The sequence below is a fragment of the Subtercola sp. PAMC28395 genome (genome assembly GCF_018889995.1).
Lineage (GTDB): Bacteria > Actinomycetota > Actinomycetes > Actinomycetales > Microbacteriaceae > Subtercola.
Genome location: NZ_CP076547.1, coordinates 2514307 through 2536973, shown reverse-complemented (window position 1 = coordinate 2536973; position 22667 = coordinate 2514307). Strand labels below are relative to the sequence as shown.

General features: G+C 64.9%; 23 protein-coding genes. 21 read left to right on the top strand and 2 right to left on the bottom strand.

Annotation, left to right across the window (positions count from 1 at the left end; all coding sequences use genetic code 11):
* Positions 1 to 9 precede the first annotated feature (9 nt).
* The 10 genes from KPL76_RS11690 to KPL76_RS11645 all read left to right on the top strand — a co-directional run bounded on the left by KPL76_RS11690 (position 10) and on the right by KPL76_RS11645 (position 9579).
* Positions 10 to 201: a hypothetical protein gene (locus KPL76_RS11690; RefSeq protein ID WP_216333697.1), complete on the top strand. Its 192-nt coding sequence runs from the start codon at positions 10 to 12 to the stop codon at positions 199 to 201.
* A gap of 47 nt (positions 202 to 248) precedes the next feature.
* Positions 249 to 1262 carry a nitrilase-related carbon-nitrogen hydrolase gene (locus tag KPL76_RS11685; RefSeq protein ID WP_216333696.1) on the top strand — a complete coding sequence of 338 codons (1014 nt, stop codon included), beginning with the start codon at positions 249 to 251 and terminating at the stop codon, positions 1260 to 1262.
* Positions 1259 to 2284 carry an agmatine/peptidylarginine deiminase gene (locus KPL76_RS11680; RefSeq protein WP_216333695.1) on the top strand — a complete coding sequence of 342 codons (1026 nt, stop codon included), beginning with the start codon at positions 1259 to 1261 and terminating at the stop codon, positions 2282 to 2284. Before KPL76_RS11685 ends, KPL76_RS11680 begins: the two co-directional genes overlap by 4 nt.
* A 95-nt stretch (positions 2285 to 2379) precedes the next feature.
* Positions 2380 to 2658 carry a putative quinol monooxygenase gene (locus KPL76_RS11675; RefSeq protein WP_216333694.1) on the top strand — a complete coding sequence of 93 codons (279 nt, stop codon included), beginning with the start codon at positions 2380 to 2382 and terminating at the stop codon, positions 2656 to 2658.
* Between the two features lie 132 nt (positions 2659 to 2790).
* Positions 2791 to 3882, top strand: coding sequence for an adenosine deaminase (gene add, locus KPL76_RS11670; RefSeq protein ID WP_216333693.1), 1092 nt, complete (start codon positions 2791 to 2793; stop codon positions 3880 to 3882).
* Positions 3879 to 5342 (top strand): NtaA/DmoA family FMN-dependent monooxygenase, encoded by a 1464-nt coding sequence (locus tag KPL76_RS11665; RefSeq protein ID WP_216333692.1) that lies wholly within the window; start codon positions 3879 to 3881, stop codon positions 5340 to 5342. Before add ends, KPL76_RS11665 begins: the two co-directional genes overlap by 4 nt.
* Entirely contained in the window at positions 5339 to 5839 is a 501-nt protein-coding gene (locus KPL76_RS11660; RefSeq protein ID WP_216333691.1) for a thiamine pyrophosphate-binding protein, read from the top strand. The genes KPL76_RS11665 and KPL76_RS11660 overlap by 4 nt, the downstream gene beginning before the upstream one ends.
* Positions 5836 to 6444 carry a thiamine pyrophosphate-dependent enzyme gene (locus KPL76_RS11655; protein ID WP_216333690.1) on the top strand — a complete coding sequence of 203 codons (609 nt, stop codon included), beginning with the start codon at positions 5836 to 5838 and terminating at the stop codon, positions 6442 to 6444. Before KPL76_RS11660 ends, KPL76_RS11655 begins: the two co-directional genes overlap by 4 nt.
* Complete coding sequence (locus KPL76_RS11650; RefSeq protein ID WP_216333689.1) at positions 6431 to 8068, top strand: GMC family oxidoreductase; 1638 nt, start codon at positions 6431 to 6433, stop codon at positions 8066 to 8068. Before KPL76_RS11655 ends, KPL76_RS11650 begins: the two co-directional genes overlap by 14 nt.
* Positions 8065 to 9579: an aldehyde dehydrogenase gene (locus KPL76_RS11645; RefSeq protein ID WP_216333682.1), complete on the top strand. Its 1515-nt coding sequence runs from the start codon at positions 8065 to 8067 to the stop codon at positions 9577 to 9579. Before KPL76_RS11650 ends, KPL76_RS11645 begins: the two co-directional genes overlap by 4 nt.
* A gap of 19 nt (positions 9580 to 9598) precedes the next feature.
* On the opposite strand, the gene KPL76_RS11640 is transcribed toward KPL76_RS11645, so the two are convergent.
* Both KPL76_RS11640 and folP read right to left on the bottom strand, forming a co-directional pair.
* Positions 9599 to 10333, bottom strand: a complete 735-nt coding sequence (locus KPL76_RS11640; RefSeq protein ID WP_216333674.1) for a pyrimidine reductase family protein — start codon at positions 10331 to 10333, stop codon at positions 9599 to 9601.
* 47 nt (positions 10334 to 10380) lie between these two features.
* Positions 10381 to 11274, bottom strand: coding sequence for a dihydropteroate synthase (gene folP, locus KPL76_RS11635; protein ID WP_216333672.1), 894 nt, complete (start codon positions 11272 to 11274; stop codon positions 10381 to 10383).
* A gap of 227 nt (positions 11275 to 11501) precedes the next feature.
* Here folP and thrS point away from each other — a divergent pair, with 227 nt between their 5' ends.
* From thrS to secF, 11 genes are all read left to right on the top strand, one after another.
* Positions 11502 to 13424 carry a threonine--tRNA ligase gene (gene thrS / locus KPL76_RS11630; protein ID WP_216336425.1) on the top strand — a complete coding sequence of 641 codons (1923 nt, stop codon included), beginning with the start codon at positions 11502 to 11504 and terminating at the stop codon, positions 13422 to 13424.
* Between the two features lie 2 nt (positions 13425 to 13426).
* Positions 13427 to 14017: an HIT domain-containing protein gene (locus KPL76_RS11625; protein WP_216333670.1), complete on the top strand. Its 591-nt coding sequence runs from the start codon at positions 13427 to 13429 to the stop codon at positions 14015 to 14017.
* A gap of 106 nt (positions 14018 to 14123) precedes the next feature.
* Positions 14124 to 15026, top strand: coding sequence for a pyridoxal 5'-phosphate synthase lyase subunit PdxS (gene pdxS / locus KPL76_RS11620; RefSeq protein ID WP_216333668.1), 903 nt, complete (start codon positions 14124 to 14126; stop codon positions 15024 to 15026).
* A complete protein-coding gene (pdxT, locus tag KPL76_RS11615; RefSeq protein WP_216333659.1) occupies positions 15016 to 15675 on the top strand; it encodes a pyridoxal 5'-phosphate synthase glutaminase subunit PdxT in 660 nt (219 codons plus the stop codon). The genes pdxS and pdxT overlap by 11 nt, the downstream gene beginning before the upstream one ends.
* 100 nt (positions 15676 to 15775) lie before the next feature.
* Positions 15776 to 16534 (top strand): YebC/PmpR family DNA-binding transcriptional regulator, encoded by a 759-nt coding sequence (locus KPL76_RS11610; RefSeq protein WP_216333657.1) that lies wholly within the window; start codon positions 15776 to 15778, stop codon positions 16532 to 16534.
* A 138-nt stretch (positions 16535 to 16672) separates the two neighbouring features.
* The gene (ruvC, locus tag KPL76_RS11605) at positions 16673 to 17302 is read left to right on the top strand and encodes a crossover junction endodeoxyribonuclease RuvC (RefSeq protein WP_216333655.1); all 630 of its coding nucleotides are present in this window, start codon (positions 16673 to 16675) and stop codon (positions 17300 to 17302) included.
* A 95-nt stretch (positions 17303 to 17397) separates the two neighbouring features.
* Positions 17398 to 18024, top strand: coding sequence for a Holliday junction branch migration protein RuvA (gene ruvA, locus KPL76_RS11600; RefSeq protein ID WP_216333653.1), 627 nt, complete (start codon positions 17398 to 17400; stop codon positions 18022 to 18024).
* Complete coding sequence (gene ruvB, locus KPL76_RS11595) at positions 18021 to 19112, top strand: Holliday junction branch migration DNA helicase RuvB (RefSeq protein ID WP_216333644.1); 1092 nt, start codon at positions 18021 to 18023, stop codon at positions 19110 to 19112. Before ruvA ends, ruvB begins: the two co-directional genes overlap by 4 nt.
* A gap of 79 nt (positions 19113 to 19191) precedes the next feature.
* The gene (gene yajC, locus KPL76_RS11590; RefSeq protein WP_216333642.1) at positions 19192 to 19647 is read left to right on the top strand and encodes a preprotein translocase subunit YajC; all 456 of its coding nucleotides are present in this window, start codon (positions 19192 to 19194) and stop codon (positions 19645 to 19647) included.
* Positions 19648 to 19773: 126 nt separating this feature from the next.
* Positions 19774 to 21636: a protein translocase subunit SecD gene (gene secD, locus KPL76_RS11585; RefSeq protein WP_216333641.1), complete on the top strand. Its 1863-nt coding sequence runs from the start codon at positions 19774 to 19776 to the stop codon at positions 21634 to 21636.
* Complete coding sequence (gene secF, locus KPL76_RS11580; protein WP_216333639.1) at positions 21636 to 22649, top strand: protein translocase subunit SecF; 1014 nt, start codon at positions 21636 to 21638, stop codon at positions 22647 to 22649. Before secD ends, secF begins: the two co-directional genes overlap by 1 nt.
* Positions 22650 to 22667: the final 18 nt, after the last annotated feature.

The following is a 22667-nucleotide window of genomic DNA, read 5'->3' as shown; positions in this document are numbered from 1 at the left end:
GCTCTCGTCATGGCTGATGAGCGATCCACCGACTGCATGGTCGACGGATGCCAGGCCCTTCCCGATGACGAGGTCACGATTGATCTCTATGGGCTCCGAATGGTCTACACGATCTGTTCGGAGCACGCGCAGGATGTCCGGTGGGGAGCTCCCATCGAACAGGATGCTGCCACCAATCGCGGGCTCGTCGGGCCGGCGTGAACCAGCTCATGCCCTGGCAGAGACCGCGCATCGTGAGAAACTGACCTGTGCTTGAAATCACCTCATTCGGCGCTCTGCCGTCACTGTCGCCCGTAGCCGAAAGCGTGCCTGCCCTTCTCCGCGTGGGGCTGGTGCAGCATCGCTGGCACGATGACCTCACCGAGCTGAAGGCCGAGCTCCGGGAGGGTGTCGGTCGTGCAGCGCGTCTCGGTGCCCAGATCGTGTTCCTGCCGGAGTTGACACTGAGCAGGTACCCGGCCGACGTGCCACAGGGGGAGCGATCGAAGGGTGAGCAGGCAGAGGCGCTTCTCACCGGGCCGACCCTCGCGTTCGCCGCGGAGCTCGCCCAGCAACACGGGGTGTTCGTACACGCTTCCCTGTACCAGAGCGACGACGGGGCACGCACTCGTGAGTCCGATCATCCAGATGGGCCGATCAGTCCAGAAAGGCTGGGCCTCAACACCGCGATCGTCGTGTCACCCGAGGGCGAACTGGTCGGGCACACCCACAAGCTGCACATTCCGGTCACCGAGGGCTACTACGAAGACACGTACTTCCGCCCTGGGCCGGCCGCCGAGCCGTACCCTGTCTATCGGCCAGGCGAACTGTCGGCCTTAGCACTCGGCATGCCCACCTGCTGGGACGAGTGGTTCCCCGAGGTGGCACGCGCCTACTCACTCGCAGGCGCGAACCTGCTCGTCTACCCGACCGCGATCGGCAGCGAACCCGGTTACCCCGACTTCGACACGCAGCCGCTCTGGCGCCAGGTGATCGTGGGCAACGGTATCGCGAACGGCCTCTTCATGGTCGTGCCCAACCGCTGGGGCAACGAGGGGCTCATCACCTTCTATGGTTCGTCGTTCATCTCGGACCCCTACGGCCGGATGATCGTGCAGGCCCCGCGCGACGCATCCGCGGTGCTCGTGGCCGACCTCGACCTGCAGCAACGCGACGACTGGCTGACCCTGTTCCCCTTCTTGAAGACGCGGAGGCCCGATACCTACGGCAGTCTGGTCGCGCCGATCAGAGATGTGGCAATCGCAGGCGAGCACAGCGCATGAGCTGGCACATGCCGTCGGAGACCGCTCCTCACAAGCGCACGTGGATGGCGTTCCCCTCGTCGGGGTACACCCTCGGCGAGACGGCCGCCGACGCCGATGAGGCGCGCACGACGTGGGCGGCCGTTGCGAACTCGATCATCGACTTCGAGCCGGTGACCATGGTTGTCGGCCCGGGCCACGAAGAAGTTGCGCGCCGGTACCTCGCAAGCGAAATCGAAGTGGTCACCGCTGAGCTCGACGACGCCTGGATGCGGGACATCGGGCCCACCTTCGTGCTGGGCGACGACGGCAGGCTCGGCGCGGTCGATTGGGTCTTCAATGGCTGGGGTCAACAGGCGTGGGCCAGCTGGGAACACGACGCCCGCATCGGCCGATTCGTCGCCGAGCTCGCCGGCGCAGAGCTGGTCACCTCGCGGCTGGTGAACGAGGGCGGCGGCATCCACGTGGATGGGGCCGGCACGGTTCTCGTCACCGACACCGTTCAGCTCGACCCGCTGAGGAACCCCGGCTGGTCACGAGCCGACGTCGAGGCTGAACTCTCCAGAACCCTCGGCGTCAGCAACGTCGTCTGGATCCCGCGGGGCCTCACCCGTGACTCCGAGAGATTCGGCACCAAGGGGCACGTCGATATCGTCGCCACGATCCCGGCCGAGGGCGTGATCCTGCTTCACGGGCAGGCTGCTGCCGGGCATCCGGACCACGAGGCGATGACAGGGATCAGGCGCGCGCTTGAAAACAGCAGTACCGCCGACAGAAGACCGTGGCAGATCGTCGAGGTGCCGGCACCGGCGACCCTCAGTGACGCAGAGGGCTTTGTCGATTTCAGCTATATCAACCATCTCGTCGTGAACGGCGGAGTCATCGCCTGCTCGTACGACGACGCCAACGACGAGCAGGCCATCGGCATTCTGGAAGACGCCTATCCGGGGCGGGCGGTGGTGACCGTGGATGCCCGGCCCCTCTTCGCGCGAGGTGGCGGCATCCACTGCATCACCCAGCATGAACCGCTCGCTGCAGGCTGAAAAGCGGCTGCCTGCCGCATTCTGCCGTGCAGGCAACGTGGGTCTTTGTGCGCTGTCAGTCATGTCGCGGACCCCGTGTCATGCAAAAATGAAGCATGAGTATTGTTGCGATCCTCGACCTGCACGTCGCCCCTGAATTCATCGAAACCGCACCGGAGATTCTGGCTGCCGTTCTCGCGCAGACCTCTGCCTTCGAAGGCAATGAGGGCAATGAGACCCTCTTCGATCTGAACGACCCGGGCCACATCACCGTGGTGGAGCGGTGGCGTTCGATCGAAGATGACAACGCGTACCGGGCGTGGCGTGCGGGCGACGGGGCCTCGAACCTCGGCGACATTCTCGCCGGTCCGCCGACGCTGACCTGGTACAAGTAGCCGCAATCCGCGCGAACGCAGATCAACCCGGTCTGCAGTGAGATCCGGCCTGTTACAAGTGTGAGAACTTTTGGCGCAACGGCCCGTCCTGGCTTGGCGTCCGCCGTCATGAACCAATAGGTTCAAAACACCATGATCTCCTTCGCTGACTACCTGCAGCTGCTGCCCAAGGCCGAGCTGCACTGCCACTTCGTCTCGGTGATGCGGCCGGCCCGGCTGATCGACCTGGCCGCGAAGAACGACGTCTCGCTGAAGAGCACCGATGTCGACGATCTCCTCGACTACGACAACCTCATCGACTTTCTCGATGTCTTCAATGCCGGCCACGAAGTTCTCGTGAGCCCCGACGACTTCGCGACTGTCGCCTACGAAGGTGTGCTCGACGCCGTCGAATCGGGCAACCTCAAGTACCGCGAGTACTACGTCAACCCCTTCAACTTCGTTTCGCGCGGTATCTCCTACCAGACCCTCATCGACTCGATCTCGCAGGGTCTCGAGCAGGCAGAGTCCGACTTCGGCGTCGGCTTCCGCATCATCCCGGCCATCAACCGCTCGCACAGTGCCCAGAGCGCCGTCGAACTGGTCGAACTGATTGCCGCCCATCCGCACGAGAAGGTCGTGGGCATCGGCATGGATGATCTGACCCCCGAAGGCTTCGAAGAGCCGCTGCGCTTCCGTGAGGCATACGAACTCGCCGGCGAGCGCGGCCTGAAACGCACGGCTCACGCGGGCGAGACCCTGGCGGCCTCTGCCCAGAACGTCATCGACGCCATCGAGACGCTGGGCTGCGACCGAGTCGACCACGGTTACCGCATCGTCGACGACCAAGCACTTCTGCAGCGAGCACTCGATTCAGGGGTGCCGTTCGCGTGCACTCCGCTGTCGACCCGGGTGCTCTCCGGTTGGGCGTTCGACGACCAGCACCGGATCGCCCGGATGGTGCGTGCCGGCCTGCCCGTCTCCCTCTCGACCGACGACGCGGTCTTCTTTCGAACCGACATCGGTCTCGAATACACGGCTGCACTGCCCGCCATGGGCTTCACCGCCGCCGAGGCCAGCCAGATCGCCCTGGCCGGGATCGAAGCCGCCTGGTGCTCGCCAGAGGAGAAGGCGCGTCTTCTCGCAGATGCTGCGGCGGGCATCCGGGCACTCGACGCGCTTCTTGACATCCCAACGCTGCACATCCCGACGCTGCACATCCCAACGAAGGAATCCACGACATGAAGGCTCTTTCGTTCGGCGTCTTCGACATGATGAACCCGAGCAACGGCATGCCCACCTGGACCCACCCGAACGGTCGTGCCGACAAGTACACCGACGTCGGCTACTGGGTGATGGTCTCGAAGATGCTCGAAGAGGCCGGTTTCGACTTTCTCTTCTTTGCCGACACCTATGGCTACCCCACCATCGACGGCGAACTGCCCGAGCAGGTGGCGGCCTCGGGCATCCAGTTCCCGGCCGTCGACCCCATGCTCATCATCGCCGCGCTGGCCCAGGCCACCAGCACGCTCGGGTTCGTCGTGACGTCGCCGACGACGGTCGAGAAGCCGTACGCCTCGGCCAGGCGCTACGCCAGCCTCGACCACTACACCGACGGGCGCATCGGCTGGAACATCGTCACCGGGAGTTCCCAGTCCACCGTCGACCCGCTCTTCGGCGTCACCGAGCAGACGACGCACGACTCGCGATACGACATCGGCGACGAGTTCGTCGACATCAGCCTCGCTCTCTGGGAGGGCGGCTGGGATGACGATGCCCTGGTGATGGACAGGGAGCGCGGGGTGCTGGTCGACCCGGCCAGACTGCACCGCACCGAATACACGGGCGAGTATCTTCGCACTTCGGGGTACTTCGCGGTACCGCCGTCGCGACAGCGCAGCCCCGTGCTCTTCCAGGCCGGTACCTCCACCCGGGGCCGCGCCTTCGCCGCACGCAATGCCGAAGTGGTGCTCATCCAGGGCCAGACGATCGAGAAAGCCGCCGCGCACGTCACCGAGATCCGCGATCTCGCCGAGTCGCACGGCCGCCGGCGTGACGACATCAAGATCATCACAGGGGTCACCGTGGTTGTCGCCCCGACCAGCGAAGAGGCGGCAGCCCGCCGTGCCGAACTCGAAGCCCTATATGTCGTCGACGACGCTGCAGTGATCTACGCGGGGTTCACTGGTGTCGACTACCGCGGGGTCGACCCGACCACGCCGCTGGTCGCTGCCACTTCTGACCAGGGGCAGACCCTCGTCGACCGTTTTGCGGCACCGGGCGACCGTGTTCCCACTGTCGGTGACGTGCTCGAGAGCTTTCGGCTGAAGGCGAACCGGGGTTTCCAGGTGACCGGCGACCCGATCGAGGTGGCAGAGCAGCTCATCGCGATCGTGGACGGGTCTGACGTCGACGGCTTCATGATCGAACCGACCTTCGGTGACGAACTGGCCTACAGCGAGTTCATCGCGCAGGTCCTGCCGATCCTGGCGAAGCGGGGATATGTCGCGCCGAGAGCCGACGGTCTGACCCTGCGCGAGCGGCTGTTCGAAGAGGGCCGGTCCCGTCTTCCCGACTCACACCCTGGCGCACGTTTTCGACACGTTCTGGCACCAACAGTGCCCGATGTCCGCATCACAACAACAGGCACCAGCAGCGACCACCGCACCGGCAGCATCCACAGAAACAGCAGGGAGAACCCATGAAAGCCACCGCCGTCGACGCGGTGATCCGCGGCCTCAAGAAGGCGGGCGTCTCGATCGTCTGCTATCTGCCCGACTCACTCTTCAAAGAGCTCTATCCGGCTCTTGACGCCGACCCCGACCTCCGCACGATCCAGGTGACGAACGAAGGTGAAGGCGCCGCGATCTGCGGGGGAGTCTTTCTTTCGGGCAAGCGCGCCGTCCTCATCATGGAGAACTCGGGTCTCCGGGCATCCGTCGAACCGCTCGCTCGAATGGGGCTCGGGGCGGGCATTCCCGTCGTCATGCTGATGAGCTACCGGGGTGAGCTCGGGGAGAACAACTGGTGGGCGATTCCGCACGGCATCACGATGGAGCCGGTGCTGGATGCTCTGCGAGTGCCGTATCAGATCATCCGGGATGAGGCGGCGATCGAAGACGCGATCACCGACGCGTTCAGCTGGTCGTATGCGGCCTACTACCATTCCGCCATCGCGCTCGGAGGGAGCATCGTTCGATGAAACGCTATGAATGCATGATCAAGCTCGGCGAGCGTCTCAGGGACGAACTCGTCATTCTCTCGCTCGGCGGCAGTGTCGACGAGTGGTACAACGCCGCCCCCCACATGCGCGCGGGCAGTCTCTTCCAGCAGCAGCTCGGCTGTGTGACCGGTGAGGCCTTCGGTCTGGCCGTGGGGCTGCCGCACCGCCGGATCATCTCCCTCGACACCGACGGCGGGCTGCTGTTCAACCTCGGCATTCTCGCGACGCTCGGCAATGAGCAACCCGCGAACCTCTTCACTGTGGTGTGGGACAACCAGATGTACCAGTCGATCGGCGGCCCGAAGACCCACACCGCGAGTGGGCGTGTCGATCTCGCAGCGATCGCCCGGGCATCCGGTGTAGAGAAGGCGTTCACAGCGACCACGCTCGAGGAATTCGACGCACTCTGCGAAGAGGGGCTCGCATCGTCAGTGCCGTACGTGGTGGTTGCGAAGGTCGACGGCATTCTGCAGCCGGGCATCAAGCGCAAGCACAGCGACGGGCGTGAAGACAAGTACATCTTCGTGCGCCACGTCGAAGAGACGGAGGGCGTGGTCATCATGGGGCCGAGTGAGCACAATTAACCGCGACGCTCGAGCGTCGGTTGTCATCACTGAGACCGACATCATCGTCGTGGGCGGCGGTTCGGCCGGGTGCGTCGTGGCGCGGCGTCTGGCAGAGGATGCAGGGCGCGAGGTTGTGCTGCTTGAAGCGGGGCCCAGCGACAAGGGAATGCCGGGCATCCGTTCGGCCGGGTCGTGGGCGGGGCTTCTCGGTGGTGAGTACGACTGGAACCAGAGCTACGGAGCGACCTGGCGCACGGCCGGGCGACCGGTTCCGATTCCGCGCGGACGGGTACTCGGCGGGTCGAGCAGCATCAACGCGATGCTCTGGTATCGCGGGCATCGCTCGGACTACGACGCGTGGGAGGTTGCCGGCGCAACGGGCTGGAACTATGACTCACTTCTGCCGTACTTCCGGCGCAGCGAAGACTGGCAGGGTGGCTCGACCGAATATCGGGGCGCGGGCGGCCCGATGCGAGTCGAGACCTCGCGCGACCCTCACCCCGTTGCTGCGGCAATGCTCGAGGGCTGCGCCGAACTCGGCTTCGACGTGCTCGACGACGCGAACGCCGCCGAGAATGATGGTGCGGCGCTTGCCAACCTGAACGTGACAGTGGAGCCCGAAACTGGCGAGGTCACCCGCTGGAGCACAGTTCGTGGCTACCTCGAGCCGGCAGCCGCCTGGCCGAACCTGAACGTGCTCGTCGATTCGCCAGTGTCGCTCCTGGTCTTCGAAGGGTCGCGGTGCGTCGGGGTCGAGTACGAACGGACTACCGGCGACGGAACGCCGCCCGAAACTGTTCGCCTGCGCGCTCGGCAGGGAGTCGTGCTCACGGCGGGAGCGATCCACACGCCGAGACTGCTGATGCTGTCGGGAGTCGGCGACCCAGACGAACTCGTACCGCTCGGCATCAAAGTGCACACCGCGCTCCGGGGCGTCGGCAAGAACCTGCAGGATCACCCGCTGCTCATGGGAATGAACTTCCGTGCGCGTGAGCCTCTCGGGCCGACCCGCGACAACGGCGGCGGCAGCATGCTGAACTGGAAGAGCTCGAAATCGCGCGGCAAACCCGACCTCCACGCCTTCGTCGTGCAGGGCCCGCACGCCACAGACGAAGTGCGTGCCGAGCATGACCTGTCAGGCTCGGTCTTCGCGATCTCGCCGGGTCTGATGGATTCGCGGAGTATCGGGTATCTCCGGCTGACATCTGCCGACCCCGGTGCGGCCCTCGAGATCCAGCCGAACTACCTGGCCGAGCAGAACGACCTCGACGCCCTCATCGAATCGATGGAGACGATCGCTGACCTCGCGGCGACCTCGGCGTATCGCAACATCGGTTCGGCCCCGGTCGCACCGCACCAGCGGCTCTCGAAGCAGGAGAAGATCGCCTTCATCCGGTCGAGCTGTTCGACGTTCTTCCACACCTGCGGTACGGCCGCGATGGGCACGGGCGAATCGACTGTCGTGAACCCCGCCCTCGCCGTCCACGGCATCGATGGGCTCTGGGTGGCCGATGCGTCGGTGTTCCCTTCGATTCCCACTTCGAACACGCAGGCCGCGGTCATCGCTGTGGCCGAACGCGCCTCCGAGCTCATCGCAGCATCGCTCGTACCTTCACACGACAAGACGAAAGTGCACGCATGACCCTCCTCGACTATGACTCCGCAACACAACGCCCTGAGGTCTCGGCGTTCCTCGCGCGCGGCCCGCACCGGCTGCTCATCGCCGGCGAATGGGTGGCTCCGTCCTCCGGCGAGTACATCGACAGCATCGATCCCGCCACGGGGAGTACCCTCACCCAGATCGCGAGCGGAACCGCCGCCGATGTCGACGATGCCGTCGCCGCCGCCCGTGCAGCGCTCGAGTCCCCGGGCTGGGCACGCATGACACCGTCAGCCCGTGCCGCCCTCCTCTGGCGGCTTGCAGACCTGATCGAGCAGAACATCGACGAGCTCTCTGAGCTCGAGACCCTCGACCAGGGCAAGGCCTACCGCACGGCCCGATTCGGCGAACTGCCGGGCACGATCGCGCAGTTCCGCTACTACGCCGGGTACACGAACAAGCTGCTGGGCACCACGATCCCCACCTCGATCGCGCACCAACCTGAGGGCAAGCAGATCTTCGCCTACACGGTGAAGGAGCCCGTCGGTGTGGTCGCCGCCATTGTGCCCTGGAACTCCCCGCTGCTGATGGCATCGATGAAACTCGCTCCCGCTCTGGCTGCTGGATGCACGGTGATACTCAAACCGTCGGAGAACACGTCTCTCACCGCACTCCGCCTCGGGGAACTCGCACTCGAAGCGGGCTTCCCTGCGGGCGTCGTGAACGTGGTCACGGGCTACGGCAGGGAGGTCGGTCAGGCGCTGGCCGAGCATCCGGGAGTCGACAAGATCGGCTTCACCGGCTCGACGGCGGTCGGTAAAGCCCTGCTGGCCGCGGCGCAGGGTAACCTCAAACGACTCACGCTCGAACTTGGCGGCAAGTCACCGGCGATCGTGATGCCCGACGCCGATTTCGCGCTGGCCGTGCCCGGCATCGCACGCGGAATCTTCAACAACGGCGGGCAGGTCTGCGTGGCGAGCTCGCGGGTGTATGCGCATTCGAGCATATATGAGCGCCTGGTCGAGGAGGTCTCGCGCGAAGCCGATGCGCTGAGCCTCGGTCACGGCATGAACCCCGCCACCGACATGGGCCCGATGGTCAGCAGGGTGCAAGCAGACAGGGTCGCCGAGTATGTTCGCGAGGGCGTTGCCGACGGAGTCGAGGTGACAGCGGGAGGGCTCCAGGTCGACGAGCAGCGCACGTTCTACCGGCCGACCGTGCTCACCGGGGTGCGGCAGGACATGCGCCTCATGCAGGAGGAGATCTTCGGTCCCGTCGTCTCGATCACCCCGTTCGACGAGGTCGACGAGGTGGTCGCCTGGGCGAACGACAGCGTGTACGGTCTGGCGGCGAGTGTCTGGACGGAAGGGTTGTCGAACGCGCACACCCTCACCTCGCGCATCAAGGCCGGCACGGTCTGGGTGAACTGCCACTCGTACTTCTCGCCGGAGTTGCCCAAGGGCGGCCACAAGCAGTCAGGCTGGGGTTACGAGAACGGCGCCCAGGGAATAGAGAACTACCTCGAGTCGAAGACAGTGGTCACGCTCTACTGACGATCGCGCCGCCCCTCACTCAGCGCGTGCGTGAGTATTTCGTGAACATCATGCTGTCGGCGAGCAGCAGGTGCTCGAGCGTGAGCGAGCGCGGCACCGACGGCTGCGGGGCGTGCGAGATCCGCGGCCCTGCACCCCCCTCCAACACCGGGCTCAGGGTCAGGCACAGCTCATCGAGTTCGTCCGCGGCGATGAGATCGCCCAGCAGGCTCGGGCCGCCTTCGCAGTGGATCTGCGTCAGCCCCCGCCCGAGCAGTTCAGCGACCAGGCGCTGCGGTTCGACAGACTTCTCACCGCAGGCGACGACGTCGGCGACGTGCTCCAGTGCCGTGCGCCGGGTTGTGTCAGCCGACGCAGTCGTGAGCACCAGCGGCCGTCGGGGCGCCTTCGTGAAGACATCACTGTCGAGGTCGAGTTCGAGCCCGCGGCTGACGATCGCGAAGGCCGGATGCTCGGGGAGACCGTTCTGCGCACGCCACAGCGCGGCACGGGGTTCGAGCCGCATCGCACCGTACCCCTCCGCGCGCACGGTGCCCGCCCCGACCACCACCACGTCACACAACTGGCGCAGCAGGTCGAAGACGCGTTTGTCGCCCGGGCCGCCGAGCTCTCCGGAAAGCCCGCCGAGAGTGGCCGACCCGTCGATCGACGAGATGAAATTGGCCCGCACGAGCCGCTCTGAGCGGTTGGCGGGCGCATACAGTGCGATCAGTTGGGCGTCGGTCAGGGCATCCAGTTCACTCACTGTCGGCATGGTGTGCTCCCTCGCTGGCCGGCTCACGCACGACAGATTCCCGTCCTCTACAGATTGTGAATGGCATAGACGGGTTCCCGCCAGCCCATGATCGCCTCGACCATACGCATCGCATCGACCGACTCGCGAACGTTGTGCATCCGCACGATCCGTGCTCCGAGCATGACGCTCACCGTTGCCGCGGCGAGGGAGCCCGGGAGGCGCTCCGGTTTCTCGCGCCCCAGCGATTCACCGATGAAGTCCTTGTTCGAGACGGCGGCAAGCGTCGGCAGGCCCAGCGCCGTGATCTCACCGAGCCTGCGGGTCAACTCGAGGGTCTGGACCGTGTTCTTATTGAGGTCGTGCCCGGGGTCGACGATGATCCGGTTCTCGGGAATGCCACGCGACACGGCGAAGTCGACGCGCGACTGCAGGAATGACGCAATCTCGGCCGCGATATCGTCGTACTGCGGTCGCGGGTACTTCTGCCGCGGCGCCGCGCGGCTGTGGGTGATGACCAGCGTCGCGTCACTGCTGGCGACCACGTCGGCGAGCCGGGGGTCATGGATGCCCGTGGTGTCGTTGATCACACCTGCACCGGCGGCGATCGCCGCTTCGGCCACCTCGGGGCGGAAGGTGTCGACCGAGACCACGACGTCGGACTCCGCAACGAGCCCTTCGATCACCGGGATGACCCGTTCGAGTTCGTCTCTCGCGGAGAGCTCGGGCCCCGGCGCGAACGGGACTCCACCGATGTCGACCCAGTCGGCCCCGTCGCCGGCGGCACGCACCGCGGCCTCGACGGCACGATCGAGAGCGAAGGTCGCGCCCTCGTCGAAGAACGAGTCGGGGGTGCGGTTGATGATTGCCATCACGGCGATCTGGCGGGAGAAGTCGAAGGTCCGTGCCCCGATCACACGCACGGGCTCGCGAAGCGGCGGCAGGCTGAAAGCGGGTCCCATGTCGACCGACTCTAGCTGCTGGGGCCGGTCGCGCCGTCACTGCCGGGGCCGGTCGCGCCGTCACTGCTCGCCCCGGCCGCGGGCGAACCGGCCCGTCAGAAGGCACCGCTAAAGTTGACAGACAAGCAACACAACCCGCAGGGAGCACACGGCACGTGAGTGACATCATCCAGGTCGACAATGCAAGCACCGGATTCGAACTGTTCAGTGATCGAACGATCGTCGCCATGAAGGTCAATGGTGAGCTGCGCGACCTTGCCGCAACGGCTGCCGCCGGTGACTACGTCGAGGCCATTCACCTCGACTCCCCAGACGGCCTGAACATCCTCCGCCACTCGGCGACCCACGTGATGGCACAGGCTGTGCAGTCGATCAATCCCGAGGCGAAACTCGGCATCGGCCCGCCCATCACCGACGGTTTCTACTACGACTTCGACGTCACCACCGCGTTCACCCCCGACGACCTGAAGACGCTCGAAAAGGCGATGGATCGCATCATCCGGCAGGGACAGCGCTTCATGCGCCGGGTCGTGACCGAAGACGAAGCCCGCCTCGAACTGGCCCACGAACCGTACAAGCTCGAACTCATCGGCATCAAAGGTGGGTCTGCCGCCGAAGACGAATCGGTCGAGGTCGGGGGCGCCGAACTCACCATCTACGACAACGTCGACCCGAAGACCGGTGAGACCGTGTGGAGCGACCTCTGCCGGGGTCCGCACCTTCCGAACACCCGGATGATCGGCAACGGTTTCGCGCTCACCCGCCTGGCGGCGGCGTACTGGCGCGGCTCGGAGAAGAACCCCCAGCTGCAGCGCATCTACGGCACCGCGTGGCCCACCAAAGACGAACTCCGTGCCTATCAGGCCCGGCAGGAGGAGGCCGCCAAGCGCGACCACCGTCGCATCGGGGCCGAACTCGACCTGTTCTCCTTCCCGGAGGAGATCGGTTCCGGGCTTGCGGTGTTCCACCCCAAGGGCGGCATCATCCGCCAGGAGCTCGAGAACTACTCACGCCAGCGCCACATCGCGGCTGGCTACGACTTCGTGAACACCCCGCACATCACCAAGGCGAACCTGTTCATGACCAGTGGGCACCTGCAGTGGTACGCCGACGGCATGTTCCCGCCCATGCACCTCGACGAGGAGCGCGACGAAGAGGGCAACGTCACCCGGCAGGGCCAGGACTACTACCTGAAGCCCATGAACTGCCCGTATCACAACCTGATCTTCCGTGCGCGTGGCCGGAGCTACCGTGAGCTGCCGCTCCGCATGTTCGAATTCGGTTCGGTCTACCGTTATGAGAAGAGTGGCACCCTGCAGGGCCTCACCCGGGTTCGCGGCATGACACAGGACGACGCGCACATCTATACGACCCAGGAACAGGTGAAGCCCGAGCTCACCAGCACGCTGAAGTTCGTGCTCGATCTTCTGAAGGACTGCGGGCTCGACGACTTCTACCTCGAGCTCTCGACCAGAGATGCGACCAACCCGAAGTTCATCGGAGCCGACGAGCTCTGGGATGCCGCGACGGAGACCCTGCGCGAGGTCGCCGAGGAATCCGGACTGCAGCTGGTGCCCGACCCCGGGGGAGCGGCCTTCTACGGCCCCAAGATCTCGGTGCAGGCGAGAGACGCGATCGGCCGAACCTGGCAGATGTCGACCATCCAGCTCGATTTCAACCAGCCGGAACGCTTCGAGCTGGAGTACACAGCCTCAGACGGCACCCGCAAGCGACCGATCATGATCCACCGTGCGCTCTTCGGCTCGATCGAACGGTTCTTCGCTGTGCTCACCGAGCACTACGCCGGCGCGTTCCCCGTGTGGCTCTCGCCCGTCCAGGTGGTGGGCATCCCTGTCGCCGAGCAGTACGAGGAGTATCTCGGCGAGGTGATCGCGCAGCTGAAGGCCAAGGGCGTGCGTGCCGAACTCGACGCCAGCGACGACCGCATGCAGAAGAAGATCCGCACTCACACGAAAGAGAAGGTTCCCTTCCTTCTGATCGTGGGCGAGGATGACCGGGCAGGCGGCACCGTGAGCTTCCGTTTTCGCGACGGCACTCAGGAGAACAACGTGCCCGTCGCCGACGCCGTCGACAAGATCGTGGCGTCGATCGCCAACAAGACCCAGGTCACCACGCAGGGCCAGATCTGACGATGACGCCGACAGATGCCAGCGACCGGTTCACCGGTGACGACGAGTTCGCGGGGGTCGAGATCACCGCCTCCGGCCATCTGGCCGGAGTGCCCGACGAGTTCCAGCGGCTCTGGACACCTCACCGCATGGTCTACATCACGAACGGTACTCAGCCCGAGAAGCACGAGTGCCCGTTCTGCATCGCACCCACGCTCAGCGACGAAGAAGCACTCATCGTCGCGCGGGGTGAGCACGCGTATGTGCTGCTGAACCTGTTCCCCTACAACAGCGGGCACCTGCTGGTCTGCCCCTACCGCCACGTCGCGATGTACGACCAGGCGAGCGATGCCGAGGTGGCGGAGATCGCCTCCCTCACCCAGACTTCGATGCGGGTGCTCTCTGAGGTCTCGCGCAACGATGGGTACAACATCGGTATGAACCAGGGCCGGGTTGCCGGCGCGGGCATAGCCGACCATCTCCACCAGCACATCGTGCCCCGCTGGGCCAACGACGCGAACTTCTTCCCGATCATCGCCAAGACGAAGGCGTTGCCACAGCTCCTGGGTGAGGTTCGGGCATCCATCGCCGCTGCGTGGCCCACGGCTGGCTGAACGCGGCACCACGGCAGCCAATCGCGATCAACTGGTCTGGCTGTGGCATGCTGCACGCCACTCGTGCGTAACGGCGCCCAGGCCAATCGGTAGAATGGACACCACTATGACTGACAGCTCCCTCACCTCCTCCGTCGGCTCCAATCGCGTCAAGCGCGGCCTTGCAGAAATGCTCAAGGGCGGTGTGATCATGGACGTCGTGAACGCCGACCAGGCACGCATCGCCGAAGACGCGGGCGCGGTGGCCGTCATGGCGCTCGAGCGGGTGCCCGCCGACATCCGGTCGCAGGGTGGCGTGGCGCGCATGAGCGACCCCGACCTCATCGACGGGATCCGGGCTGCCGTGTCGATCCCCGTCATGGCGAAAGCCCGCATCGGCCACTTCGTCGAGGCACAGGTCCTGCAGGCGCTCGACGTGGACTACATCGACGAGTCCGAAGTGCTGAGCCCCGCCGACTACGTCAACCACATCGACAAGTGGAACTTCACCATTCCCTTCGTCTGTGGTGCCACCAACCTCGGCGAAGCACTTCGCCGCATCAATGAGGGCGCGGCCATGATCCGGTCGAAGGGCGAGGCCGGCACCGGTGACGTGTCAGAGGCCACCAAGCACATCCGCAAGATCCTGGGCGAGATCCGCGCGCTGAGTTCACTCGCTCCCGACGAACTCTACGTCGCCGCAAAAGAGCTCCAGGCGCCCTACGAACTCGTCGCCGAGATCGCCGAGACCGGCAAGCTGCCCGTCGTGCTCTTCACAGCCGGTGGAGTCGCGACCCCTGCCGACGCGGCAATGATGATGCAGCTCGGCGCCGACGGTGTCTTCGTCGGTTCTGGAGTGTTCAAGTCGGGCGACCCCGTCAAGCGCGCCGCCGCGATCGTGAAGGCGACGACGTTCTACGACGACCCCCAGGTCATCGCCGAAGCCTCGCGCGGTCTCGGTGAGGCCATGGTCGGCATCAACGTCTCCGACCTCGCCGCCCCCCACCGCCTCTCCGAACGTGGCTGGTAGTTCGGCAGTCTCGAGTGCCGGCCCTTCGACTTCGGGCCCGACGAACACAGGCCCGACAGTCGGAGTCCTCGCCCTGCAGGGCGACTTCCGCGAGCACGCCGTGGTACTCCGATCGTTCGGTGCCGACGTCATCACCGTCAGGCGGCCAGATGAACTCGCGCGAGTCTCGGGCCTGGTCATCCCAGGAGGCGAGTCGAGCGTCATCGACAAGCTCTCCCGGATGTTCGGCCTCGCTGAACCACTGAAAGCTGCCATCGCTGCGGGGCTCCCTGTCTACGGTACGTGTGCGGGCCTCATCATGCTCGCCGACACGGTGCTCGACGGAATCACGGGCCAGCAGAGCCTCGGCGGGCTCGACATCGCTGTGCGGCGCAATGCCTTCGGCGGCCAGAAGGAGTCCTTCGAGGTCGACATCGACATAGCGGAGCTGGGCGAGCCACCCGTGCACGCCGTGTTCATCAGGGCGCCGGTCGTCGAGACTGTGGGGGAACGGGCATCCATTCTCGGCGCCCTGGCCGATGGCCGGGTCATCGCTGTCGAACAAGGGAACCTCCTCGGAACCTCGTTCCACCCCGAGATGACCGACGACCACCGGTTCCACCGCCGCTTCTACGACCGGGTACTGGCAACCGACTTCGCAGCCAGCTAGTCTCGCTCAGTCAGCTTCACGCTCCACCGGTATCTCGGCATGCGACACGCTCATGTCGCTGCACCTAGACTGGGCGGAGTATTTTTCAAGGAGATCACCAATGTCCGGACATTCCAAGTGGGCCACAACGAAGCACCAGAAGGCCGTCACTGACGCCCGTCGTGCCAAGTCGTTCGCCAAGCTCATCAAGAACATCGAAGTCGCCGCGAAGCTGGGCGGCGCAGACCTCTCGGGCAACCCGACACTCGTCGACGCCATCCAGAAGGCGAAGAAGACCTCGGTTCCGAAAGACCTCATCGACCGCGCGGTGAAACGCGGTGCCGGTGTGGGTGCCGACGCGGTTGAGTACCAGACGATCATCTACGAGGGCTACGCGGCCCACGGCGTGGCCATGCTGATCGAGTGCCTCACCGACAACAAGAACCGTGCTGCGGCAGATGTGCGGGCGATCGTGTCCCGAAACGGCGGCACGATGGGCGACCCGGGCAGTGTCGCCTACAACTTCCATCGCAAGGGCGTCATCAAGGTCGAGCACACGCCGAACCTCACCGAAGACGACGTGATGATGGCTGTCATGGACTCCGGGGCCGAAGAGGTCACCGACCACGGCGACGTGTTCGAGATCCTCACCGAGGCGTCTGACCTCGTCGCGAACCGCACGGCACTCCAGGAGGCGGGGATCGACTACGACTCCGCCGACATCGAATTCGTGCCGGGCCTCAAGGTCGAGATCGATGCCGAGACCGCCCGCAAGGTGTTCAGGCTGATCGACGCCCTCGAAGACAACGACGACGTGCAGAACATCTACAGCAACTTCGACCTGAGCCCCGAGGTGCAGGCCGAGCTCGAAGAGGACTAGCTGCAGACTCGCGTCGGACCTGTTCCACGTGAGTCGCGCGCGCCGCGTTGTGCTCGGTACACCGGCCTCAACACGGCGCAGGAGCCTCACCGGGCGCGGCAGCACGTGCGGCGAGCGAGACCGGGGTAGGTTTGCGCCGTGCGCGTTTTAGGGATCGACCCGGGACTCACCCGTTGCGGTGTGGGTATCGTCGACGTGTCCCAGAACCGGCTTGCCACCCTCGTGCACGTGACCGTCATCCGCACACCTGCGGGGGAGAAGCACGAGAATCGACTGCTGACCATCAGCGACGGTATCGAGAGCCTCCTCGACGAGTACCGCCCCGAGCGCGTTGCTCTCGAGCGCGTCTTCGCCGACACGAACGTCAGCACGGTCATGGGCACGGCCCAGGTCAGCGGCATCGCGATGCTCGCGGCGGTCAAACGGCTGCTGCCGATCGGAATGCACACACCGACGGAGGTCAAGGCAGCGGTGACCGGCTATGGTCAGGCCGACAAGAAGCAGGTCGGCAGCATGGTCGCAAAGATCCTCCGGCTTGACGAGATTCCCAAGCCGGCCGATGCGGCAGACGCGCTCGCACTCGCGATCTGCCATGCATGGCGTTCCCCGCTTGGCGCGCTCACCGCGACCGCCATGACCGACCTTCACGGCGGTGCGGCGTCCCGGGAACGACCGACCACCCGGCCGACCAGCGCCCAGGCCGCCTGGCTGGCAGCAGAGCAGGCGGCCAAGGCCGCCAGCCCCGAACGCCGCGGCCTGCGACGCTGACGCCGCAACCCCAGGCATCCACCCTGCGCATCCACACTGCGGCGCGCCGGGCGAACAGGTGTTCGAAAGTCCACCGCTCAGCGTAGGGTGGTTTCGTGATCTCCAGTCTCCGCGGCACCGTCCTCAGCACGTTCGGCACTGGCGCCGTGATCGAGGTGGGCGGCGTCGGGTTCTCGGTGCAACTGACGCCCGCCCACGCACTTTCGCTGCGGCTTGGCGACGAAGCGAGAGTGCTCACCAATCTCATCGTGCGGGAGGATTCGCTCTCGCTCTTCGGATTCGCCGACTCCGAATCGCTAGAGATCTTCTCGCTTCTCGTCGCCGTCACCGGCGTCGGCCCGAAATCGGCGATGGGGGTGCTCGCCGCCCTGACACCGACCGAGATCGCCCGGGCCGTCAGCGCCGACGACGACACTGTCTTTCGCAAGGTCACCGGCATCGGCCCCAAGACGGCGAAACTCATCGTGGTGTCGCTCACCGGCAAAGTCGCTGCATTCACCGTGAGCCAGCCGGGCAGGCCCACCTTCGTTCCCGCGTCGAGCGTGCACGATGACGTACTCGTCGCGCTGGTCGGGCTCGGCTGGAACGAACGCAGCGCGTCTGAGGCACTCGACCGAGTGGTCGCGGATTCGAACGACGAGGAGAAGAACAGCATGCAGACGCTCCTCCGGCGCTCACTCACAGAGCTCGGCCCACGACAGAGCTCGGTGGGCCCTCGATGAGCCCGTTCGACAGAGACGCGGCCGATGAACTCCTGCAGCCCGAGATGATGGGCTCCGAGGCAGAGATCGCGTTCGAGGGTGCCCTCCGACCCAAGAGCCTGGCGGAGTTCGTCGGCCAACAACGGGTGCGCGGGCAGCTTCAACTGCTGCTGGATGCTGCGACCATCCAGAACCGCACGCCCGACCACATTCTGCTCGCCGGCCCGCCTGGGCTTGGCAAGACCACCCTCGCCATGATCGTCGCCCATGAGAGCGGAAGGCCGTTGCGCCTGTCCAGCGGCCCGGCGATCCAGCATGCCGGTGACCTCGCGGCAGTGCTCTCGTCGCTCGTGCCCGGCGAAGTGCTCTTCGTCGATGAGATCCACCGCATGGCTCGTTCAGCTGAAGAGCTGCTGTACCTCGCCATGGAGGATTTCCGGATCGACATCATGGTCGGCAAGGGGGCAGGCGCGACATCCATTCCCCTCGACCTGGCACCGTTCACCCTGGTGGGCGCGACCACCCGCTCCGGCCTGCTGCCGAACCCGCTTCGCGACCGGTTCGGATTCACAGCCCACCTCGAGTTCTACGACCCCGCCGAACTCGTGCACGTACTGCGTCGCGCTGCGGTGATGCTCGAGCTGCAGATCGAGGAGTCCGCTCTCATCGAGATCGCGGGCCGTTCGCGCGGCACACCCCGCATCGCGAACCGCCTGTTACGTCGCGTACGCGACTACGCACTGGTTCATGGGGGAGCGGCGACCCGCGAGGTGGTTCGAAACGCGCTCGAACTCTACGATGTCGACGAGCTCGGCCTCGACCGGCTCGACCGCGCGGTGATGAATATTCTGCTCACCCGATTCGCCGGCGGGCCTGTCGGCCTCAACACGCTTGCCGTCTCCGTTGGAGAAGAATCCGAGACCATCGAATCTGTTGTCGAACCATTCCTCGTGCGCATCGGGCTCATCGTGCGCACGCCGCGGGGCAGAATGGCAACACGTGCCGGGTGGGAGCACTTCGGTCTTTCCGCACCCGACGAGACCGCCTCCAGACCCGCGAAATCCGCACGAGGGCCGGCCAGTCAGCCGCTCTTCGGAGATGAACTATAATTCAAGCTGGCGTTCAGCCCCGATAAGTACACTAGGGCCGTCACTCTCCCCCCAAAGTTTTGGAAGGCTCTTACCTGTAATGGACCCGTTAACCCTGATCATGCTGGCCGTGCTGGCCGTACTCATCATCTTTATGGTGCGCAACAGCCGAAAGCGCAAGCGTGAGACAGAAGAGTTGGTTGAGAAGATCGTCGAGGGCGCCTATGTCATGACGAACTTCGGCGTATACGGCACCATCCTGAACATCGACGTCGAGAACAACCAGGTTCTGCTCGAGACGACACCGGGAACGGTTCTCAAGGTTCACCGCCAGACGGTGACGCGTGTCGTGCCGATCGAGGGCGCGTCAGAGCCAGAATCCGACAACGAGATCGACGAAAGCATCGAACCGGCGTACGGCGAGCGTGTCACTGAGGTAAACTCAGCAGCAGATGCTCACACGGTCGACACCCACGCCGAGACTGGTACCGTTCTGAACGGTGTGCCCGTCGACGAGAACGGCAAGCCGCGCACCGACTCCAAGTCGGCCGAGTAGTCTCAAATCCCCTTTCGACTCCATCGCAGCAGTCTGCCTGCGCGCTGATCCTCCCGCTCGCGCGGGAATGATTGTCCGCGCGGGCTGCTGCAGCCCAGGAGCCGGTACAGAAAGCTGAGTTCCCAGGTGGCAAAATCTACCGCCGTCAAGAAAGCCCGCCGCACGCTGGTCTGGCTTCTTGTCATCTTCATCGCCCTTGCGGGCGTCAATGCTGCCGGAGCGATCTGGGGCGGCGGTTCCTGGCTTCCGAAGCTCGGCCTTGACCTCGAGGGTGGTACGGAGCTCATCCTGGCGCCCAAGATCGCCGACGGTGCTGCCGCTCCGACTGACCAGCAGATTACGCAGGCCGTGTCGATCATCCGTCAGCGCATCGACGCGAGTGGTGTCTCTGAAGCGCAGATCTCCACCCAGGGTGGGCAGAACATTGTGGTCTCGATCCCCGGCAAGCCGGACGACGCCACCAAGGCGCGGATCGAAGCTTCTGCGAAACTCGACTTCCGCCCCGTGCTCGTCAGCAGCGCGGCAACCGTGCCGACGACGACTCCGACACCCGGACTCGACAGCACGCCGACCGCGTCTCCGACGAATGCCAGCGACCTCGCCTGGATCACTCCGGCGCTCGAAGACCAGTTCCTGAACATCGACTGCAGCTCGACTGCGGTGACGAATGCGGGCCAGGCTCCCGTCGACCAGCCACTCGTCACCTGTGGAGCCGACGGGGCGAAGTACATCCTCGGCCCGGTCGAAGTCGCCGGTGAGACAGTCACGAATGCCACCAGTGGCATGGCACAGACGAGCTCTGGTTCGTCTACTGGCCAGTACGTGGTGAACATCTTCTTCAACGAACAGGGCACCGCGCAGTTCGCCACGGTAACCACACGGCTTTCAGGCCTCACCGGCGCTCAGAACCAGTTCGCCATCGTGCTCGACGGCAAGGTCATCTCTGCGCCCCGGACTCTCGCGGTGATCACCAATGGGCAGCCCCAGATCTCGGGTAACTTCACCGCTGAGACAGCCAAGACCCTTGCGGACCAGCTGAAGTTCGGCGCGCTGCCGATCAGCTTCACTGTGCAGAGCCAGAACGTCATTTCGGCAACACTGGGCTCGCAACAACTCCTCAGCGGCCTGATCGCAGGCCTCATCGGTCTGTTGCTCGTCGTGCTCTACTCCATCGCCCAGTACCGGGTTCTCGGCCTGGTCACGGTGGCGTCCCTGGCGGTCGCCGCGACGCTGACGTTCCTCGTGGTCGACCTGTTGTCGTGGCGGGCCGGTTTCCGGCTGTCGCTGGCAGGTGTCGCCGGCCTCATCGTGGCAATCGGTATCACTGCTGACTCGTTCATCGTGTACTTCGAGCGAATCCGAGACGAGCTGCGAGACGGCCGGGGCCTCGAATCCTCCGTGCAGGCAGGGTGGAAGCGGGCCATCCGCACCATCACGGCATCTGACGCGATCAACTTCCTCGCGGCCGCAACGCTCTACATTCTCGCGGTCGGCAGCGTGAAGGGCTTCGCCCTGACCCTCGGAATGACGACCATCATCGACCTCGTCGTTGTGATCATGTTCACCCACCCGATCATGACTCTTCTGGCCGAGCTCCCGTACTTCAGAGACGGCCACAAGTCGAGCGGGCTCGATCCGCGACAGCTGGGCGCCGTCTATCGAGGTCGCGCCCAGTTCAAGACACCGTCTGCGGCCATCCCCAAGGGCAAGCAGGAGTCGGCGAGCCGTGAAGCGGCCCGGCGCCAGACGATCGCAGAACGCAAGGCCGCGGGAACGACCACGCTCGTTCTCGATGCGCCTACCGCTCCATCCAGCGCTGCACCGGATGTCGATGTCCTCGAGCCGACGCTTGGAGGGCCAACCTCTGTTGAACCTCTGACGCCGGCTCTCGCCGTAGCCGAGACAGAGACTCTGCCAGCAGCTTTGCCACCATCTCCGCCGGTACCACCCGTTCGTAAGAAGCCTCAGTCCAAGGGAAAGAAGCGCTAATGGCGAAGTTCAGCGACCTGGGCAATGACCTCTACAGCGGCAAGCGGTCCTTCAACATCATCGGTCGATGGAAGCTCTGGTACACGATTGCAGCCGTGATGATCCTGATCTCGGTCGTCGGGCCGTTCCTTCGGGGCGGATTCGTGCTCGGAATCGAGTTCAGAGGTGGATCGCAGTTCTCCATTTCGCAGGTTTCGAATCAGGACCAGCAACTCGGTGTCGATGCCGTCAAGTCGGTCGACCCGGCGGTCGTGCCGCTCGTAACCACGCTCGGTGGCTCTGGTGTGCGCATCCAGACCGACCAGCTCAGTGACGCAGAGAGCAACCAGGTGCGGGACGCGCTGGCCAAGGCGTACGACGTGCAGCCCAGCGATGTGACGATCAACTTCATCGGTCCGACATGGGGTGCTGACATCACCGGCCAGGCCATACGGGGGCTCGTGATCTTCCTCGCCCTCGCCGCGCTGTTCATGGCGATCTACTTCCGAACGTGGAAGATGGCGGCATCGGCCATGATCGCCCTCGTGCACGACCTCATCATTACAGCGGGCATCTATGGCATCACCGGGTTCGAGATCACCCCCGCTGCCGTCATCGGATTCCTGACCATTCTCGGCTATTCGCTTTACGACACTGTTGTGGTGTTCGACAAGATCCGGGAGAACACTCGCGAGATGGGCGACAAGCCCACCAGAACCTTCGGCGAAACGGTGAACCTCGCCGTCAACCAGACGCTGGTGCGCTCGATCAACACCTCTGTGGTGGCGATGCTCCCCGTCGCCTCCATTCTCTTCATCGGCGCCTTCGTGCTCGGTGCCGGAACCCTGCGCGACATCTCTCTTGCCTTGCTGATCGGTATTGCCGTCGGCACTTATTCGACGATCTTCATCGCGTCTCCGATCTATGCGCAACTGCGGGAGCGCGAACCGAAGATCAAGAAGCTGAACGCACGGGTTCTCGCCGTCAGGGCCCAGCGCGAACCCGCGACCGAAAGCGAAAGCATCTCGGCGTAGTGCGACCCCTGGCTGGTG

What these genes read in the sequence shown, in the direction of transcription:
- KPL76_RS11690 (WP_216333697.1), top strand. Translation starts at nt 10, where the DNA reads ATGGCTGATGAGCGATCCACCGACTGCATGGTCGACGGATGCCAGGCC.
- KPL76_RS11680 (WP_216333695.1), top strand. Translation starts at nt 1,259, where the DNA reads ATGAGCTGGCACATGCCGTCGGAGACCGCTCCTCACAAGCGCACGTGG.
- KPL76_RS11675 (WP_216333694.1), top strand. Translation starts at nt 2,380, where the DNA reads ATGAGTATTGTTGCGATCCTCGACCTGCACGTCGCCCCTGAATTCATC.
- add (WP_216333693.1), top strand. Translation starts at nt 2,791, where the DNA reads ATGATCTCCTTCGCTGACTACCTGCAGCTGCTGCCCAAGGCCGAGCTG.
- KPL76_RS11665 (WP_216333692.1), top strand. Translation starts at nt 3,879, where the DNA reads ATGAAGGCTCTTTCGTTCGGCGTCTTCGACATGATGAACCCGAGCAAC.
- KPL76_RS11660 (WP_216333691.1), top strand. Translation starts at nt 5,339, where the DNA reads ATGAAAGCCACCGCCGTCGACGCGGTGATCCGCGGCCTCAAGAAGGCG.
- KPL76_RS11655 (WP_216333690.1), top strand. Translation starts at nt 5,836, where the DNA reads ATGAAACGCTATGAATGCATGATCAAGCTCGGCGAGCGTCTCAGGGAC.
- KPL76_RS11645 (WP_216333682.1), top strand. Translation starts at nt 8,065, where the DNA reads ATGACCCTCCTCGACTATGACTCCGCAACACAACGCCCTGAGGTCTCG.
- KPL76_RS11640 (WP_216333674.1), bottom strand. Translation starts at nt 10,333, where the DNA reads ATGCCGACAGTGAGTGAACTGGATGCCCTGACCGACGCCCAACTGATC.
- folP (WP_216333672.1), bottom strand. Translation starts at nt 11,274, where the DNA reads ATGGGACCCGCTTTCAGCCTGCCGCCGCTTCGCGAGCCCGTGCGTGTG.
- thrS (WP_216336425.1), top strand. Translation starts at nt 11,502, where the DNA reads ATGAAGGTCAATGGTGAGCTGCGCGACCTTGCCGCAACGGCTGCCGCC.
- KPL76_RS11625 (WP_216333670.1), top strand. Translation starts at nt 13,427, where the DNA reads ATGACGCCGACAGATGCCAGCGACCGGTTCACCGGTGACGACGAGTTC.
- pdxS (WP_216333668.1), top strand. Translation starts at nt 14,124, where the DNA reads ATGACTGACAGCTCCCTCACCTCCTCCGTCGGCTCCAATCGCGTCAAG.
- KPL76_RS11610 (WP_216333657.1), top strand. Translation starts at nt 15,776, where the DNA reads ATGTCCGGACATTCCAAGTGGGCCACAACGAAGCACCAGAAGGCCGTC.
- ruvB (WP_216333644.1), top strand. Translation starts at nt 18,021, where the DNA reads ATGAGCCCGTTCGACAGAGACGCGGCCGATGAACTCCTGCAGCCCGAG.
- yajC (WP_216333642.1), top strand. Translation starts at nt 19,192, where the DNA reads ATGGACCCGTTAACCCTGATCATGCTGGCCGTGCTGGCCGTACTCATC.
- secF (WP_216333639.1), top strand. Translation starts at nt 21,636, where the DNA reads ATGGCGAAGTTCAGCGACCTGGGCAATGACCTCTACAGCGGCAAGCGG.